We start from the raw sequence: 16,303 nt of genomic DNA on the forward strand, positions 1-16,303 counted from the left end.
CCGCTGCGCGCAACCCGTGAGCGCGCGGGCCCGCGGCGTCATGGTGGGGGAATGACTTCCACAGAGACGAAACGCGTGGCCGATTCCGAACTGGACGACGTCTTCCGTCCCCTCTTCGACCGTATCGCCGAGGGCGCTGTCGCCCGCGAGACCGACCGCGCACTGGCGCATGCCGAGATCGCGGACCTGCGCGCGGCCCGCTTCGGCGCGCTGCGGGTGCCGGTGGAGTTCGGTGGTTACGGCGCGACCGTGCGCCAGCTGTTCCGGCTGCTCATCGACCTCGCCGCCGCCGAATCGAACCTGCCGCAGGCCCTGCGCGTGCACTTCTCCTTCGTCGAGGACCAGCTGCTGGCGGCCGCCGGACCGGCGCGCGAGCGGTGGCTGCGGGCGATCACCGAGGGCACCCTGGTCGGCAACGCCATCACCGAACCCGGTGTCGGCGCGGTCGACCGGTACCGCACCCGGCTCACTCGCGACGGCGAGCACTGGCGGCTCGACGGCACCAAGTACTACAGCACCGGTTCGCTCTACGCCGACCACATCCTCGTCGCCGCCGACCGCGACGGCGAACGGGTCGGCGTGCTGGTCGGCGCGCAGGCCGACGGGGTGCGTCAGCACGACGACTGGGACGGCTTCGGACAGCGGCTCACCGCCAGCGGCACCACCGAATTCACCGCGGTGCGGGTCACCGAGGACCAGATCCTCGGCCCCGGCTACGGCGTGTCCGGCCCCACCTACGCGACCGCCTACCTGCAGCTGGTTCAGCTCGCGGTGCTCGCGGGGATCGCCCAGCGCGCGGAAAGCGATGTGCGCGAGTGGGTCTCGCGACGCACGCGTGGCTACACCCATTCCGCCGCCGACCTGCCCCGGCACGATCCGCTGGTGCAGCAGGTGATCGGCCGCCTGTCGGCGGCCGCGTTCTCCGCCCGCGCGAACGTGCTCGCGGTGGCCGAGTTGCTCGACGAGGTCCTCGCCGCCGGGGCGAAGGACGAGTCCGCGCTCATCGCGGTCGAACTCGCCGCGGCGCGAGCCCAGCTCGCGGTGATCGACACCGTGCTGCCCGCCACGAGCCTGCTGTTCGAGGTGGGTGGCGCGTCGATCGTGTCCGAGGGGCTGCGCCTGGACCGGCACTGGCGCAACGCGCGCACCATCTCCGTGCACAACCCCGCGATCCAGAAGGCCAGGGCGGTGGGCGATCACCTGCTCAACGGCACCGACCTGCCCTTCGGCTGGAGTGCGGGCGAGCGGGTCGCGGCCGACGGGCAGACGCGATGACCCGCCGGATCCGGTTCAACGCCTTCGACATGAACTGTGTGGCCCATCAGTCGCCCGGCCTGTGGCGCCACCCCGACGACCAGTCGCACCGCTACAAGGAGCTGAGCTACTGGACCGAGCTCGCCCAGCTGCTCGAACGCGGCCGCTTCGACGGCATCTTCATCGCCGACGTGCTCGGCGTCTACGACGTCTACGGCGGCAACGACCTCGCCGCGCTGCGGGAGGGCGCCCAGGTGCCGGTGGCCGATCCGCTGCTGCTGGTGACGGCGATGGCCGCGGTCACCGAGCATCTCGGCTTCGGCATCACCACCGGCACCGGCTTCGAGCACCCCTTCCCGTTCGCCCGGCGGCTGTCCACGCTGGACCACCTCACCGGCGGCCGGATCGGCTGGAACGTGGTGACCGGCTATCTGCCCTCGGCCGCCCGCAATCTCGGCGCCGACGACCAGCTCGACCACGACGACCGCTACGACCAGGCCGACGAGTATCTCGAGGTGCTCTACAAGCTCTGGGAAGGTTCCTGGGAAGACGACGCGGTAGTACGTGACGTCGACCGCGGTATCTACGTGGACCCGGCGAAGGTGCACCACATCGGCCATCGCGGACGGCATTTCACCGTGCCCGGCATCCATCTGTCCGAGCCGTCACCGCAGCGCACCCCGGTGATCTACCAGGCGGGCGCGTCCCCGCGCGGGGTGCGTTTCGCCGCGGAGAACGCCGAGGCCGTGTTCGTGGCCGCACCGTCGAAACGGGTACTCGCCCAGACGGTGTCGCGGGTCAGGGACGCGCTCGAGGCGGCGGGCCGTGACCGCTACGCGGCCCGGATCTACGCGCTGGCCACCATCGTCACCGATGCCACCGACGAGGCCGCCCGCGCCAAGCACGCGGAGTACCTGTCCTACGCGAGTGTGGAAGGCGGGCTGGTGTTCATGTCCGGCTGGCTGGGGATCGACCTGTCGCGCTACGACCTCGACGACCCCATCGGCGACGTGCGGAGCAACGCCATCCAGTCGGCGGTCGCCGCGTTCCAGGAGTTCGACGACGACGGCCGCGCGTGGACCGTGCGCGACATCGGCCGCTGGGCGGGTATCGGCGGCATGGGCCCGGTGTTCGTCGGGTCGGGGGAGACCCTCGCCGATCAGCTCCAGGACTGGGTGGCCGAGACCGACCTGGACGGGTTCAACCTGGCCTACGCGATCACCCCCGGCACGTTCGAGGACATCGTGCGGCACGTGGTCCCGGTACTGACCGCCCGCGGCGCCTATGCCACCGAGTACGCCCCCGGCACCCTGCGGCAGGCGCTGTTCGGTGCGGGCGACCGGCTCCCGGCCGACCATCGTGGCGCGAGTTACCGGGTGGGCGGCCGGAATTCGACCGTCCTGCCCGACGCGGAGTCACGACCGGGCTCGGTCGCCGCGGCCATCGATTCCCACTGATCGCAACCCTGCTGCGGCGGAAGGGAATCGAGAACCATGTCGATATGACATCGCAGAATCCCGCTTCTCGTTCCACGCGTTCGGCCGCGATCGTCGGCGCCGGGCAGACCGGCGTCTCCGCGGCGCTAGGTCTGCTCGACGCCGGCTTCGAGGTCACGCTCTACAGCGACCGCGACCAACCGGCCCTCCGCGACGACGTCCCCGCCACCGGCACGGCCCTGGAATTCGGGGTGACCCAGCAGGCCGAACTGGCACTCGGCCTGGACACCTACACCGCCAGGGCGCCCCGGCACACCGGGCTCAGCGTCCGGATCGCCGACCCCGACCGCGCCGAGCTGATCGCCTTCGACGGCGTGTTCGACGGCTACGTCGGGGTCGCGGTCGACACCAGGCTCAAAGCCGACGAGCGGCTCACCGCGTTCCGCGAACGCGGTGGGCGCTTCGTCGTCGAGCAGGTCACCCCGGAATCCCTCGACGGTATCGCCGCCCGGTACGACCTGACCCTCGTCGCGACCGGCCGCGGTGGCCTGTCCGACCTGTTCCCCGTCGACACCGAACGGACCGTCTACGACGCGCCCCAGCGTTCGCTGCTCACGGTCACCGTCACCGGGCTCGGCCACGATCCAAGCGTGTTCGCGCATCGCAGTCCGGCGGGCGGCGGGCACAGCGGGTTCTCCATCTTCGCCGATCAGGGCGAGGGCTGGTGGGGGCCCTACCTGCACAAGGACGCCGGTCCGAGCTGGGCGTTCCTGGGTTGGGCCCGGCCGGGCAGCGACTGGGCGGCGCGGTTCGGGGCGGCCGATTCGGCGGCGTCGGCGCACCGGATCGTCACCGAGCTGTACCGCGACTACATCGACTGGGACCTGCCCGAGGTCCTGGCCACCCGGGTGATCGAGGACGACCCGCACTCGTGGCTCAAGGGCGCTGTCCGACCGGTGGTCCGGGCCGGTGTCGGCCGGACCGCGAGCGGTCATCCGGTGGCCTCGCTGGGCGACACCTCCGTCGCCTACGACCCGATCGCCGGGCAGGGCGCGCAGAGCGGCCTGATCCAGGCGCAACGCCTGGTGGCCGCGGCCGCCGTGCACGACGGCGCCTTCGACGAGGCCTGGATCGCCGCCCGCTACGCCGAGTTCCTCGCCGCGCGCAGCGATGCCGCCGCCAAGGTGACCCGGTTGTTCCTCAGCGACCCGGAATTCGCCGACATCGGCGGCCAGTTCTTCGCCGCCGCGGCGGTGGAGCCCCGATTCGCGAGCGCACTGGTCGGCCTGCTGCACCAGCCGCAGCCGTTCCTCGGGATCGACACCGCCGAGCAGGCGGGCGCCTACATCGAGGAGATCACCGGGGTGCCCGCGGCCGACGTGCTCGCCCGGTTCCAGCCCGCGGGCAGATTCGCCCGGTCCGAGTACGCGGGCGCGCTCACCCGCGCCTGAGCGTCACCTCGATTCCGCCGCGGCCGGTCACCTTCCGGCCGCGGCGGATCACGGTGCGGTGCGCTGGAATTCGAAGGTGCCCGGCTTGTGCGGCGCGTCGGTGGTGAGCGTGCCGGTGATCCGCCCCGGCCCGGGATCGAACGAGATCTGGGTGCCGCCGGTGCCGTAGACCTGCTGCCGCACCGTGCCGGTGGCGCCGGTGTCGAGATTGCGCCAGTCCACCGCGACCTCCACCGAGCACGGGCCGATCCCGTGCAGCGCGCTGACCAGGCCGAAATACGGGGTGTCCGGTCCGAAGACCGTCGCGAAATGGACGTGACCGACACACAGTCCGCCGCTGGTGAGGGTGATCGCGTCGTCGAGCAGGCCGCGGTCGGCCGCGGCGACGGGCGCGAGCGCGCCCACAGGTACCGCGACGACAGCCGTCGCGATCAGGGCCCGGATGGTCGTACCGCCGAGGTGCATGACATGCCTCTTCGTGTCGGTTGGCTGGGGAACCCGCCCGCGGTCACGGACGGCCACGCCGTTCGACCTTAGCGCGGCAGCGGCGGGAGACGACGAGGCGAAATCGGCGGGCCGTGGCCTGGCCTGCCGATAGCATCGGCCTCGCCGTCACGTTCCGCGTACTCAGGAGGCAGCCACATGTCGGACTACGAATCGCATGCGGGACAGCGGCCCGCGGCGTGGTACGAGAACTGGACCGAAGGGCCCGAGTCCCCGTGGCGCGACCGCCCCGACCCGAGCACCGAGCGGGAATACCGGACGCTGACCTACGAGCGGGACGGTCGCATCGCCCGGATCACCTTCGGCCGGCCCGACAAGGGCAACGCCATCACCCCGGACACGCCGGTGGATCTCGCGCACGCGGTCGAGCGGGCCGATCTGGATCCGCGCGTGCACGTCATCCTGGTGTCGGGGCGCGGCAAGGGTTTCTGTGGCGGCTACGACCTGGACCTTTTCGCCGAGCGGGGTTTCGCGAGCGCGGGCGGTGCCGACGAGGTCACCGGCACCGCCGTCGACCCGATCGCGCAGGCGGTCAACCACAATCCCTGGGGCACCTGGGATCCGATGCTCGACTACGCCATGATGAGCCGGTTCAATCGCGGCTTCGCGAGCCTGCTGCACGCGAACAAGCCGACTGTCGCCAAACTGCACGGCTTCGCGGTCGCGGGCGGGACCGATATCGCCCTCTACAGCGACCAGATCATCTGCGCCGACGACACCAAGATCGGTTATCCACCCACCCGGGTGTGGGGTATCCCGGCGGCGGGCATGTGGGCGCACCGCCTCGGTGACCAGCGCGCCAAGCGCTTGCTGTTCACCGGTGACTGCTTGACCGGCAAGCAGGCCGCCGAGTGGGGTCTGGCGGTGGAGTCGTGGCCCGCCGACGAACTAGACGCGCGCACCGAAGCCTTGGTGGAGCGGATCGCGCGGATGCCGGTCAATCAGCTCATGATGGCGAAGCTGGCGCTGAACTCGAGTCTGCTGGCCCAGGGTGTCGCCAACTCGGGCATGGTCAGCACCGTCTTCGACGGTATCTCCCGGCACACCCGCGAGGGCTACGCCTTCCAACTCCGTTCGGCCACTGTCGGATTCCGGGAAGCGGTGCGGGAACGCGACGAACCGTTCGGCGACCACAAACGTGGTGTGGCGGGAGATCAGGACTGAACCGGCGCCGCCTGGTCCACGACCCTCTGCACTGCGGCCCCGCGTGCCGGCGGCGAGATAAAATTGGCACACGGTCGAGTCCGGGAATTCACCGAGGACACGGTGATCCTGGACGACGGCACCGAACTGCCCGCCGACCTCGTCGTCTGTGAACGGCTGGGCCGCCGATCTCGTCGGCCGCGCCGATCGCCCCGCCCGGACCGCACGGCCGACACCCGCCGGACAGCCTCCGGCTCCGCCGAACGTTCTCGCGGTACACCGGAACAGTTCAAGTTCCGGCCACCGCGGACCGACGCCCCGGCGGTACGGTTCCCGGCTCGGGCGTCGTCGTGCGGAAGGAGAGTCCGAGCGGATGGTTCGCCGGAACGAGGGCATCAGCCGGCGCGGTGCGCTGATCGCGGCGGGTGCCGCGATCGGTATCGGGGTGCTGGGGCAACCACCGCGAGCGGGCACGATCCGGCGCCCGCCGGCCGCCGACGCGCTGACCTCCGGGCAGCGGGCGGAGCTGGCGGAACGGGCGATCGTCTCCCGGCACGTGCGCGCGCTGTGGGGCCTGCCGCAACGGAGTCTGGGCGCGCTGGTCTGGCCCGCGTCGCCGGTGGAACAGTCGTTCGGGCGCTGGTGCTACTGGTGGCAGGCCCACCTGGTGGACTGCGCGGTCGACGCCGCCCACCGCGATCCCACGCCCGCCCGCACAGACCGGGTCGCCGCGCTCGCGCTCGGCATCCGCACCCGCAACATCACCGGCTGGACCAACCGCTACTACGACGACATGGCGTGGCTGGCGCTGGCGCTCGAACGCGCCGATCGGTTGCTGGGCATCAGGTTCGGTGACGCGATCGGTGACCTGCGGTCGGACCTGCTCGACGGCTGGAACGCGCAGGTCGGCGCGGTGCCGTGGCGGTCGGGCGACCCCTACTTCAACACCCCGGCGGTGGGGCCGACCGGGATCGCGCTGGCGCGGCTCGGCGACCTCGGCCGGGCACGGCAACTCGCCGAGTTCCTGCACACCCGCCTGCGCGACCCCGCCACCGGACTGACCCTCGACGGCGTCCACGAGCCCGACGGACAGGTGAACCGGACCATCCACACCTACTGCCAGGGCGTGGCCATCGGGCTGGAGACCGAACTGGCGGTGCGCACCGGCGACGCCGTCCACCGGGACCGCGCGGCCGCGCTCGTCGCGGCGACGGCGACCGCGCTGACGAACGGGGGCGTCATCATCGCGGCCACCGCGAACGACTCTGGGCTGTTCATGGGCATCCTCGCCCGCTATCTGGCCGAAACCGCGCTGGCGCTGGGCGATGCCACCGCCGCGGCCATCGTGCGCGCGTCGGCGCGGGCCGCGTGGGAGCATCGCGCCGAGGTCGACGGGCTGCCCCTGTTCGGCATGGACTGGACCCGCCCGATCGCCGCGCCGGAGTATCCGAGCTCGCTGCTCCATCTCGCCGGCGCCGACGCGGCGTCGGCGGCGAACCTGAGCCGCGATCTGTCGGTACAGCTGAGCGGGTGGATGCTGCTCGAAGCGGATCACCAGCTCACGGCCGCGGGACGATGAGCGCGGCCGTGGCGTGTCGGACCCCGATGCCACACTCGGCGGGTGCGATGGGCGGTGGCGGAGACAGGTGACGGTGGCGCTCGGCTGTGCCCGCTTGACCCCGACGGCAGGCCCGCGGGACCGATCCTCTACGAACCGTCGCTGGCCGAGGCAGTCCGCGCGCGTCCCGAGGTCGAGCGGTGGGTGTGGCGATCGACCGCCGAGATCTACCGGACCCTGCTGGCCTCCGGAGTGCGGGTCGAGCGCTGCTACGACGTCGAGGCCGCCGAGGCGCTGCTGATCGGACACGAGGAAGGTCAGTCCGGCCAGGCCAGGTCGCTGGCCGCCGCCTGGGCGCGCCTGCACGGACTGGCCGTCCCGCCGGACGCTCCCGTGCGCGCCGCCGAGACCCAGCCCTCCCTGTTCGACTCGGGCCCGGTGCCGCTGCCGCCGGGCACCGACGAATTCACCGCGCTGGTGGCGGTCTACGAGCGACAGGTCACCCGGACCGCGCGGACCGAACACCCGGAACGGATGCGACTGCTCCTGGCCGCCGAGTCCGCGGGCATGCTCGTCGCGGCCGAGATGGCCCGGTCCGGGATCCCGTGGCGCGCCGACATCCACCGCGCGCTGCTGGACACCATGCTGGGCGAACGCTTTCCGGGCGCGCTGGAACCGCGCCGGATGGCGGAACTGGCCGACGAGGTGTCGCGGGCCTTCGGCGGCGGGGTGCGGGTGCGGCCCGATCTGCCCAACGACATCGTCAAGGCCTTCTCCCGCGCCGGGATCATGGTGTCCTCCACCCGGAAATGGGAACTGCAGCAGATCGATCACCCGGCGGTCGCGCCGCTGCTGGCCTACAAATCCCTGTACCGCGTGCACACCGCGCACGGCTGGTCCTGGCTCGAACAGTGGGTGCACGGCGGCCGCTTCCGGCCCGAATACCTGCCCGGTGGGACGGTGTCGGGCCGCTGGACGACCAATGGCGGTGGCGCCCTGCAGATTCCGAAGGTGATCCGGCAGGCGATCCGCGCCGACCCCGGCTGGTCGCTGGTCGTGGCCGACGCCGCGCAGATGGAACCGCGGATCCTGGCCGCGATCTCGCGCGACCCGGCCCTGATGGAGGTGACCGGTCGCGGCGAGGACCTCTACGCCGACCTGGCGACCCGGGGCTTCGGCGGCGACCGCGCGCAGGCCAAACTCGCGCTGCTCGGCGCCATCTACGGGCAGACCTCGGGCGATGCCCTCACCCATCTGGCGGGCCTGCGCAGGCAGTATCCCGCCGCGGTGGCCTATGTCGACGACGCGGCGCACGCGGGGGAGGAAGGCCGGCTGGTGCGCACCTGGCTGGGCCGCACCTGCCCGCCGGTGACGGCGACGTCCCCGGATCTCGCCGAGGAGAACGGCGCGGTCTTCACCGGGACGCCGGCCGCGCGGGCGCGTGGCCGGTTCACCAGGAACTTCGTGGTCCAGGGCAGCGCCGCCGACTGGGCGCTGCTCGTCCTGGCGGCGATCCGCCAGGCGATCGCGAGCGCGGGACTGCGCGCCGAGATGGTCTTCTTCCAGCACGACGAGGTGATCGTGCACTGCCCGGAGGAGGAGGCCGCGATGATCGTCGACGTGATCGCCACCGCCGCCGACACCGCGGGCCGGCTCGCCTTCGGGCCCACCCCGGTGCGGTTCCCGTTCACCACCGCGGTGGTGCAGTGCTACGGCGACGCGAAATGAGCTGTCGCCGAGTCGTTCCGGTTCCGGCTACCCGGTGCTGAACCACCCGCCGACGGCCGGGGCGGTGTTGTGCCAGAGGTGCTTGGTCTCCTGGTATTCGGCCAGTCCCGTCGGCCCGAGTTCGCGGCCGATGCCGGAGCGGCCGAATCCGCCCCATTCGGCGGCGGGCGTGTAGACGCCGAAGTCGTTGAGCCACACCGTGCCGTGCCGCAGGGCGCGCACCACCCGTTCGCCGCGCGCCGGGTCGGCAGTGCGGACACCGGCGGCCAGGCCGTAGGCGGTGTCGTTGCCCAGCGCGACGGCCTGGGCCTCGGTGGTGAAGCGTTCCACCGTGAGGATCGGGCCGAAGGTCTCCTCCTGGACGATGCGCATCGAGCGGTCGCAGTCGTCGAAGATGGTGGGCAGGTAGTAGCTGCCCGCCGCCAGCGCGGGGTCGTCGGGGCGGCGGCCACCCGCCACCAGCCGCGCACCTTCCGAAAGGCCCAGCGCGACATACGCTTCCACCTTCGCGCGATGCTCGGGGGAGACCAGCGGACCGGTCTGCGACGACGGGTCCCTACCGGGGCCCACCCGGATCGCGGCCGCACGGCGCGCGAGCTCGGCGACGAACTCGTCGGCGATCGAGGCGTGCACGATGAGCCGGGTGCCCGCCGAGCACACCTGACCGGAATGCAGGAATGCGCCGGTGAGCACCGCGTCGACGGCGCTGTCGGGGTCGGCGTCGGCGAAGACGAGATGCGGGTTCTTGCCGCCGAGTTCGAGGGCGACGCGGGTGACGTGCCGGGCCGCCCGGCCCGCGATCTTCGCCCCCGTGCTCGCGCCGCCGGTGAACGAGATCAGGTCGACGTCCGGGCTGTCGGTGAGCGCCGCACCCACCACGTCGCCGCTGCCCGGCACGAGATTCACCACGCCGGCGGGCACCCCGGCCCGGTCGATCAACCGCACCAGCGCGATCGTCGACAGCGGCGTGACCTCACTGGGCTTGACCACCACGGTGCACCCGGCCGCCAGCGCGGGCGCGATCTTCCACGACATCTGCAGCAGCGGATAGTTCCACGGCGCGATGAGCGCGCACACCCCCACCGGTTCGTGCACGACGCGGCTGATCACCGCCGGGTTCCCGGTGTCGACGAGCCGGTCGGTGTCGAGGGTGACCAGGTGCGCGTAGTAGCGGAACACCGCGATCACGTCGTCGATGTCGAGGTGGCTCTCGCGCAGGGTCTTGCCGGTGTCGGCCGTCTCGATCCGGGCGAGGTCGTCGCGGTGGGCGTCGAGCAGCTCGGCGATCCGGAGCAGCAGGGCCGATCGTTCGGCCTTCGGTGTCGTGGGCCAGTCACCGGTCGCGAAGGCGGCGCGCGCGGCCGCGATCGCCGCCGACACGTCGGCGGGGCCCGCCTCGTCGACGATGGTGAGGACGCCACCGTCGGCCGGATCGTGGACGGCTCTGGTGCCGCCGTCGACCGGCCGCACCCAGCGCCCGTCCAGGTAGAGACCTGGGGAGCGCAGGAGCGGCTCGTCGGTGAGGACCATCGGGGAATCTGCCTCTCGCTCGAGCCGGGTGTGCGCCGACCAACGTACGCGACGCCGCGCAGTAGCAGGTCCACGGCGTCGGACGGGGGTTCCGCTCGCCGTGAGTCCAATCCTGTTCCCGCCGTGGCACGGATGGTTTCGTAGGACCGGATCGTCCCGGTTCGAGCGAGAGGCCCCGTATGTCCGTCGATGACACCACCGTCCCCGCGACCGGTGTGCGGGTGGTCAAGCTCGGCGCGCACCTCGGTGCGCGGATCGAGGGCGTGCGGCTCGGCGGCGAGCTCGACGCGCGGACCGTCGCCACGGTGCGGGCCGCGCTGCACGAGCACAAGGTGATCTTCTTCCGCGATCAGCACCACCTCACCGAGGACGGGCAGTACGAGTTCGCGCGGCTGCTCGGCACCCCGACCACCCCGCACCCCACCGTCACCTCGGCGGGGGCGAAGAGCCTGGCCATCGACTCGCACCAGACCCGCTCCAATGTCTGGCACACCGATGTCACCTTCGTCGACCGGGTGCCCAGCGCCTCGATCCTGCGCGCCGTCGCGCTGCCCAGCTACGGCGGCTCGACCACCTGGGCCTCGACCGTCGCCGCCTACGACGCGCTGCCCGCACCGCTGAAACTGCTGGCCGAGAACCTGCGTGCCCGGCACACCAACCGCTACGACTACGCCGCCGACATCGAGGACCGGCCCGACGACAAGGACCGCGCCTACCGCGGCGAGTTCGAGTCGACCTACTTCGAGACTGAGCATCCCGTCGTCGAGGTGCACCCCGAGACCGGTGAGCCCGCCCTGCTGCTCGGCTGCTTCGTGAAGGAGATCGTCGGGCTGTCGAGCTCGGAATCGCGGGCGCTGTTCCGGCTGTTCCAGGATCGGGTGACCCGGCTCGAGCACACCACCCGCTGGGACTGGTCGCTCGGTGACGTCGCCGTCTGGGACAACCGCGCCACCCAGCACTACGCCGTCGACGACTACGACGGCCGCGAGCACCGCAGGCTGACCCGCATCACCCTGGCCGGCGCGGTCCCGGTGGGCGTCGACGGCACGCCGAGCACGGTGATCGCGGGCGACGCCGCCGGCTACACGAGTGCACCGCACCGGCGCGCGGCCTAGGAATCGACCGGCATCGCAACACCTCCGGAACTTCGGGTCCCCGGCCGAACGCACGTCATGGATTACCCTTCGACGACACGTACGTCCGGTGATCACGCGCGCACAGGTCCTGACCGGCCCGGCTCGACGATGGGATTCCCGTGAACTTGTGGAACTATGTGCGGGGTCGGGGGGAGCTGCTGACCTTCCTGACCTACCAGCACGCCTCGCTGGCTTTCCAGACCGTGCTGGTCGGCACCCTCGTCGCCGTCCTCGTCGCGGTGGCCGTCTATCGCCTGCCGCTGGCCTCGGCGCTGACCCTCACCTCCAGCCGGGTCGCGCTGACCATTCCCTCGCTGGCCCTGCTGGCGCTGCTGCTGGTGCCGTTCGGGCTCGGCGTGGTGCCGTCGTTCATCATGCTGGCCTTCTTCGCGGCGCTGCCGGTGATCGGCAACGCCATCGTGGGGCTGCGGTCGGTGCCGCCCTCGGTGATCGAATCCGCGCGCGGCATCGGGTTGTCGCGATGGCGGATCCTGCTGACGGTCGAGTTCCCGATCGCGTGGCCGGTGATCCTCACCGGTATCCGCGTGTCCACCCAGATGATCGTCGGCGTGGCGGCCATCGTCGCCTATGTGCTCGGTCCCGGACTGGGCTCGCTGATCTTCAACGGCCTGTCCCGCCTCGGCGGCGCCAACGCCCTCGAGATGGCGCTGACCGGCACCATCCTCATCGTCGCGATCGCGTTGGTGTTCGACGCGCTGCTCGTCCTGCTCGGACGGCTCACGATTGCCGAAGGACTGACATGACCGAAGTGACCAGCCAGCCCGCCCCGGCCACGCCGGAGCGCACCGTGACCGGGGCGTCGATCACGCTCGACGGTGTCGTCAAGCGGTACAAGGGGCAGGACGCGCCCGCGGTGCGGCGGCTCGATCTGGAGATCGACGCCGGCGACATCGTCGCCTTCGTCGGGCCCTCGGGCTGCGGCAAGACCACCACGCTGAAGATGATCAACCGGCTGATCGAGCCGTCCGAGGGACGGATCTTCATCGGCGGCCGCGACGTCACCAGGGAGGACCCCGACAAACTGCGCCAGTCGATCGGCTATGTGATCCAGTCCGGCGGCCTGTTCCCGCACTGGACGGTGGCCAAGAACATCGGCGCCATTCCGCGGGTGCTCGGCTGGGACAAGAAACGCATCGCCGAACGCACCGAGTACCTGCTGGATCTGGTCGGTCTCGATCCCGCCACCTTCGCCGACCGGCTGCCCAAGGACATGTCCGGCGGCCAGCAGCAGCGCGTCGGCGTGGCCCGCGCGCTCGCCGCCGACCCGCCGGTGCTGCTGATGGACGAACCGTTCGGCGCGGTCGATCCGATCACCCGGGTTCGCCTGCAGGACAGCCTGATCGCGATCCAGCACGAACTCGGCAAGACCATCGTGATCGTCACCCACGACTTCGAGGAAGCCACCAAGCTCGGCGACAAGGTGCTCATCCTGTCCGAGGGTGGGCACGTCGAGCAGTACGCGCGCCCGGAGGAGATCCTCACCGATCCCGCGACACCGTTCGTGGAGGAATTCGTCGGCTCCGGCGCGAAACTGGCGTATCTGACGGTCTCGCGGGTGCGCGATGTCGCCTACGACCCGGTGACCACGGCGCGCATCGGCGAACCGGCGCAGGCGGTGATCCAGCGGGCCAGGGCGGCCGGGCACACCTGGGTCGTGGTCGTCGACGCGGCGGGTAGGCCGCGCTCGTGGCCCTCGCTCACCGAAGTCGCCAGCAAGCCCGAGGTCTCCGACTATCTGGATCGCCGGCTGCCGGTGGTCGCGCAGTCCTCCACGCTCAACGACGCGCTCGACGCGATGCTGGCCGCCAGTCAGGGCGCCACCCTCGTCACCGACGGGCGCGGCGCGGTCGTCGGCTCGCTGAGCATCGGGTCGGTGACCGAGGTGATCCAGACGAAGCTGGCCGAGAATCACGCCACCGAGCCCGCGTCCTCCTACGAGACCTATGTCGACGGGTCCGACCCGACGCCGACCCCGGTCGTCGCCGCCGACGACGGCACCACACCGGCCGAACCGTCATGAGCAGGCTGCGTCGCGTGCCGATCGACGTGTGGTTCGAGCCGATCATCATCGTGGTGGTCGGCCTGGGCTACCTGCTCTGGTACCGGTCGACGACCTTCACCGCGACCGAGCAGGCCTCCCTCGGCTGGGACAATCTGCAGACCACCATCGCCGAACACATCCGGCTGACGGTGGTCGCCACGCTGATCGTGGTGCTGGTGGCGATTCCGCTCGGCATCGCGCTGACCAGGCCCGCGCTGAAGCGATTCGAGCCGATCGCGGTCAATATCGCCAATATCGGGCAGGCCGCGCCCGCGGTGGGCCTGCTGGTGCTGTTCACGTTCTGGCTCGGCACCGGATTCCGCACCGCGATCGTGGGTTTGGTCGTGTACGCGGTGCTGCCGATCCTGCAGAACACGATCGTCGGACTGCGGCAGGTGGATCAGCGGACCATCGAAGCGGCGCGTGGGATCGGCTTCTCCGCCGCGCGCACGCTGGTGCAGGTCGAGCTGCCGCTGGCGGTGCCGGTGATCCTCAACGGGGTGCGCACGGCGCTGGTCATCCTGGTCGGCACCGCGACGCTGAGCACGTTCATCGGCGCGACCAGCCTGGGCACCCTGATCACCACCGGCGTCACGCTGTTCCTGCCCAAGCTGCTGATCTCCGGTGCCGTCCTGGTCGGGCTGCTGGCGTTGATCATCGACTGGCTCGGCCGACTCGTCGAACTGGCCGCGACCCCGCGAGGTGTCTCATGAGACGACGGCTGGTTCCGGTGCTCGTGGCCGGTCTGACCCTGCTCACCGGATGCGGACTGGTGAGCTCGTCGGGCACCTTCCACGACGCGAGCCTGCCCGGCGGCGACCGCCCGCTCGACGGCGCGGACATCGTGGTGACGTCGAAGAGCTTCACCGAGGGTGTGCTGCTCGGCAAGATCACCGCGACCTATCTGGCCGCGGCGGGCGCCTCGGTCACCGACCTGACCGGCGCGCCGGGCTCGGCCTCCTCCCGCCAGGCCCAGCTCAACGGCGACGCGGACGTGCTCTGGGAGTACACCGGCACCGGATGGGTGAACTACCACAACGAGACCGAGACGATCGCCGACCCGCAGGAACTGTGGCAGCGCGTCCACGACGTCGAGAAGCGCGACTACGACCTGGAATGGCTCCCACCGGCCAACTTCAACGACACCTACGCCTTCGCCGCGTCGGCGCCGACCGCCCAGCGGCTGGGCGTGCGGTCGCTGACCGAGGCCGCCGCCCTGCCGGTGGCCGAGCGCACCTTCTGTGTCGACGACGAATTCTTCAGCCGCTCCGACGGTTTCCTGCCGATGCTGGAGAAGTACGGCATCCCGTACAACGATCCGAACGGCGTGCCCTCGGGCAATGTCACCCGGATGGACGCCGGCGTCGTCTACACCGCGACCGCCAAGAGCCAGCCCTGCAATTTCGGCATGGTCTACACGACCGACGGCCGCGTCAAGAACCTGAACCTGACCGTCCTCGACGACGACAAGAAGTTCTTCCTGCCCTACAGCGGCACAGCCGTGGTCCGCGGCGTGGTCATCGAGCAGCACCCCGAACTGCGGGCACTGCTCGGCACCATCTCCGAGCGGCTGACCGACGAACTGATGCAGGACCTCAACGGCCGCGTCGACATCGACGGCGAGGACCCGTCCGATGTCGCCTACGACTGGTTGAAGAGCGAGCGTCTGATCGAGTAGCGGGGTCACCGGTTACGAGACGCTTGATATCGAAACTAACAGTTTCGTATGCTGCCTTCATGGTGACGGTGAAACGCGAGGATGTCCGCGTGCGCGAGCGGCGGATCGACGAGTCGATCGCGGAGTCGATGCGCGAGATCCTCGACGAGTCCGGATACGCGGGTCTGGCCGTCGACGCGGTCGCGGCGCGGGCCGGGGTGAGCGTGGCGGCGATCCACCGGCGTTTCGTCACCCGTCAGGAGATGGCCTTCGCGGCCTTGTTGCATGCCCTGCGTGAGAATCCGCCCGCCGACACCGGTTCGCTCCGGGGCGATCTGGGTGCCCTCGCCGACGGTCTCGGCGCCCGGCTGCGGCGATCGGGTGGCGAGACAGTGGCGGGTCTGCTGGCCGATATCCGCGGCGACTGCACGCTGAGCGCCCGGTTCGCGTCGACCTGTCCGGTGACGGAGCGCGCGGTGGTCGCCACCTTGCTCGATCGCGCGATCCGCCGTGGCGAGCTGCGCTGCCGCCCCGATCCCGCGATCACCAGGTCGCTACTCCTCGCGCCGCTGTTCGCGTGGCTGAGCGTGCTCGACGAGGCTCCGTCGTACGCAACCGAACTCGCGTGCATAGTTGCACTCGCTGCCTCGGAAGCCTTGGTTGCCAACGACCGCCTGTCGACCCGGTGAGCCGCTGTCGACGATTTCTCGGTCGAGTGTGGGGCGGCGCTGCTTCCCGGGCGTTCCGGCGCAGTCGCGACCTGGATGCGGCGCCGACGCGGACCGAGATGCTGTGTCTCATCGCCCTCGCCCAGGTTGTCTGCGCACCGCTCGCCACGATGAAC

14 protein-coding genes are annotated in these 16,303 nt (G+C 71.0%); 12 read left to right on the plus strand and 2 right to left on the minus strand.

What is annotated here, in order from left to right; all coding sequences use genetic code 11:
- Positions 1–51: 51 nt before the first annotated feature.
- Genes ACFYWJ_RS21320 through ACFYWJ_RS21330 form a run of 3 tightly spaced genes read left to right on the plus strand, consistent with a single transcriptional unit; the run spans position 52 to position 4,141 of the window.
- Positions 52–1,275, plus strand: coding sequence for an acyl-CoA dehydrogenase family protein (locus tag ACFYWJ_RS21320; protein WP_355272419.1), 1,224 nt, complete (start codon positions 52–54; stop codon positions 1,273–1,275).
- Positions 1,272–2,711, plus strand: a complete 1,440-nt coding sequence (locus ACFYWJ_RS21325; RefSeq protein ID WP_355272418.1) for an LLM class flavin-dependent oxidoreductase — start codon at positions 1,272–1,274, stop codon at positions 2,709–2,711. The genes ACFYWJ_RS21320 and ACFYWJ_RS21325 overlap by 4 nt, the downstream gene beginning before the upstream one ends.
- Positions 2,712–2,755: 44 nt before the next feature.
- Positions 2,756–4,141, plus strand: coding sequence for a styrene monooxygenase/indole monooxygenase family protein (locus ACFYWJ_RS21330; RefSeq protein ID WP_355272416.1), 1,386 nt, complete (start codon positions 2,756–2,758; stop codon positions 4,139–4,141).
- 48 nt (positions 4,142–4,189) lie between these two features.
- Here ACFYWJ_RS21330 and ACFYWJ_RS21335 read toward each other — a convergent pair whose 3' ends face one another.
- Positions 4,190–4,606, minus strand: a complete 417-nt coding sequence (locus ACFYWJ_RS21335) for a hypothetical protein (RefSeq protein ID WP_355272414.1) — start codon at positions 4,604–4,606, stop codon at positions 4,190–4,192.
- A gap of 177 nt (positions 4,607–4,783) precedes the next feature.
- Between ACFYWJ_RS21335 and ACFYWJ_RS21340 the strand changes: the two genes are divergently transcribed.
- The 3 genes from ACFYWJ_RS21340 to ACFYWJ_RS21350 all read left to right on the plus strand — a co-directional run bounded on the left by ACFYWJ_RS21340 (position 4,784) and on the right by ACFYWJ_RS21350 (position 9,074).
- Complete coding sequence (locus ACFYWJ_RS21340; RefSeq protein ID WP_355272413.1) at positions 4,784–5,809, plus strand: crotonase/enoyl-CoA hydratase family protein; 1,026 nt, start codon at positions 4,784–4,786, stop codon at positions 5,807–5,809.
- A gap of 352 nt (positions 5,810–6,161) precedes the next feature.
- Positions 6,162–7,367 (plus strand): glycoside hydrolase family 76 protein, encoded by a 1,206-nt coding sequence (locus ACFYWJ_RS21345; protein ID WP_355272411.1) that lies wholly within the window; start codon positions 6,162–6,164, stop codon positions 7,365–7,367.
- A 42-nt stretch (positions 7,368–7,409) separates the two neighbouring features.
- Positions 7,410–9,074, plus strand: coding sequence for a bifunctional 3'-5' exonuclease/DNA polymerase (locus ACFYWJ_RS21350; protein WP_355272409.1), 1,665 nt, complete (start codon positions 7,410–7,412; stop codon positions 9,072–9,074).
- A 27-nt stretch (positions 9,075–9,101) separates the two neighbouring features.
- On the opposite strand, the gene ACFYWJ_RS21355 is transcribed toward ACFYWJ_RS21350, so the two are convergent.
- Positions 9,102–10,604: an aldehyde dehydrogenase family protein gene (locus ACFYWJ_RS21355; RefSeq protein ID WP_355272407.1), complete on the minus strand. Its 1,503-nt coding sequence runs from the start codon at positions 10,602–10,604 to the stop codon at positions 9,102–9,104.
- A gap of 179 nt (positions 10,605–10,783) precedes the next feature.
- Here ACFYWJ_RS21355 and ACFYWJ_RS21360 point away from each other — a divergent pair, with 179 nt between their 5' ends.
- From ACFYWJ_RS21360 to ACFYWJ_RS21385, 6 genes are all read left to right on the plus strand, one after another.
- Complete coding sequence (locus ACFYWJ_RS21360; protein WP_355272405.1) at positions 10,784–11,719, plus strand: TauD/TfdA family dioxygenase; 936 nt, start codon at positions 10,784–10,786, stop codon at positions 11,717–11,719.
- Between the two features lie 140 nt (positions 11,720–11,859).
- Positions 11,860–12,504, plus strand: a complete 645-nt coding sequence (locus tag ACFYWJ_RS21365) for an ABC transporter permease (protein WP_355272404.1) — start codon at positions 11,860–11,862, stop codon at positions 12,502–12,504.
- Complete coding sequence (locus ACFYWJ_RS21370) at positions 12,501–13,781, plus strand: ATP-binding cassette domain-containing protein (RefSeq protein ID WP_355272402.1); 1,281 nt, start codon at positions 12,501–12,503, stop codon at positions 13,779–13,781. The genes ACFYWJ_RS21365 and ACFYWJ_RS21370 overlap by 4 nt, the downstream gene beginning before the upstream one ends.
- The gene (locus ACFYWJ_RS21375) at positions 13,778–14,515 is read left to right on the plus strand and encodes an ABC transporter permease (RefSeq protein ID WP_355272401.1); all 738 of its coding nucleotides are present in this window, start codon (positions 13,778–13,780) and stop codon (positions 14,513–14,515) included. Before ACFYWJ_RS21370 ends, ACFYWJ_RS21375 begins: the two co-directional genes overlap by 4 nt.
- Positions 14,512–15,480, plus strand: a complete 969-nt coding sequence (locus ACFYWJ_RS21380; RefSeq protein WP_355272400.1) for a glycine betaine ABC transporter substrate-binding protein — start codon at positions 14,512–14,514, stop codon at positions 15,478–15,480. Before ACFYWJ_RS21375 ends, ACFYWJ_RS21380 begins: the two co-directional genes overlap by 4 nt.
- Positions 15,481–15,539: 59 nt before the next feature.
- The gene (locus ACFYWJ_RS21385) at positions 15,540–16,148 is read left to right on the plus strand and encodes a TetR/AcrR family transcriptional regulator (RefSeq protein ID WP_355272398.1); all 609 of its coding nucleotides are present in this window, start codon (positions 15,540–15,542) and stop codon (positions 16,146–16,148) included.
- Positions 16,149–16,303: the final 155 nt, after the last annotated feature.

It is taken from the genome of Nocardia sp. NPDC003269, from assembly GCF_042888005.1.
Classification (GTDB): Bacteria; Actinomycetota; Actinomycetes; order Mycobacteriales; family Mycobacteriaceae; genus Nocardia.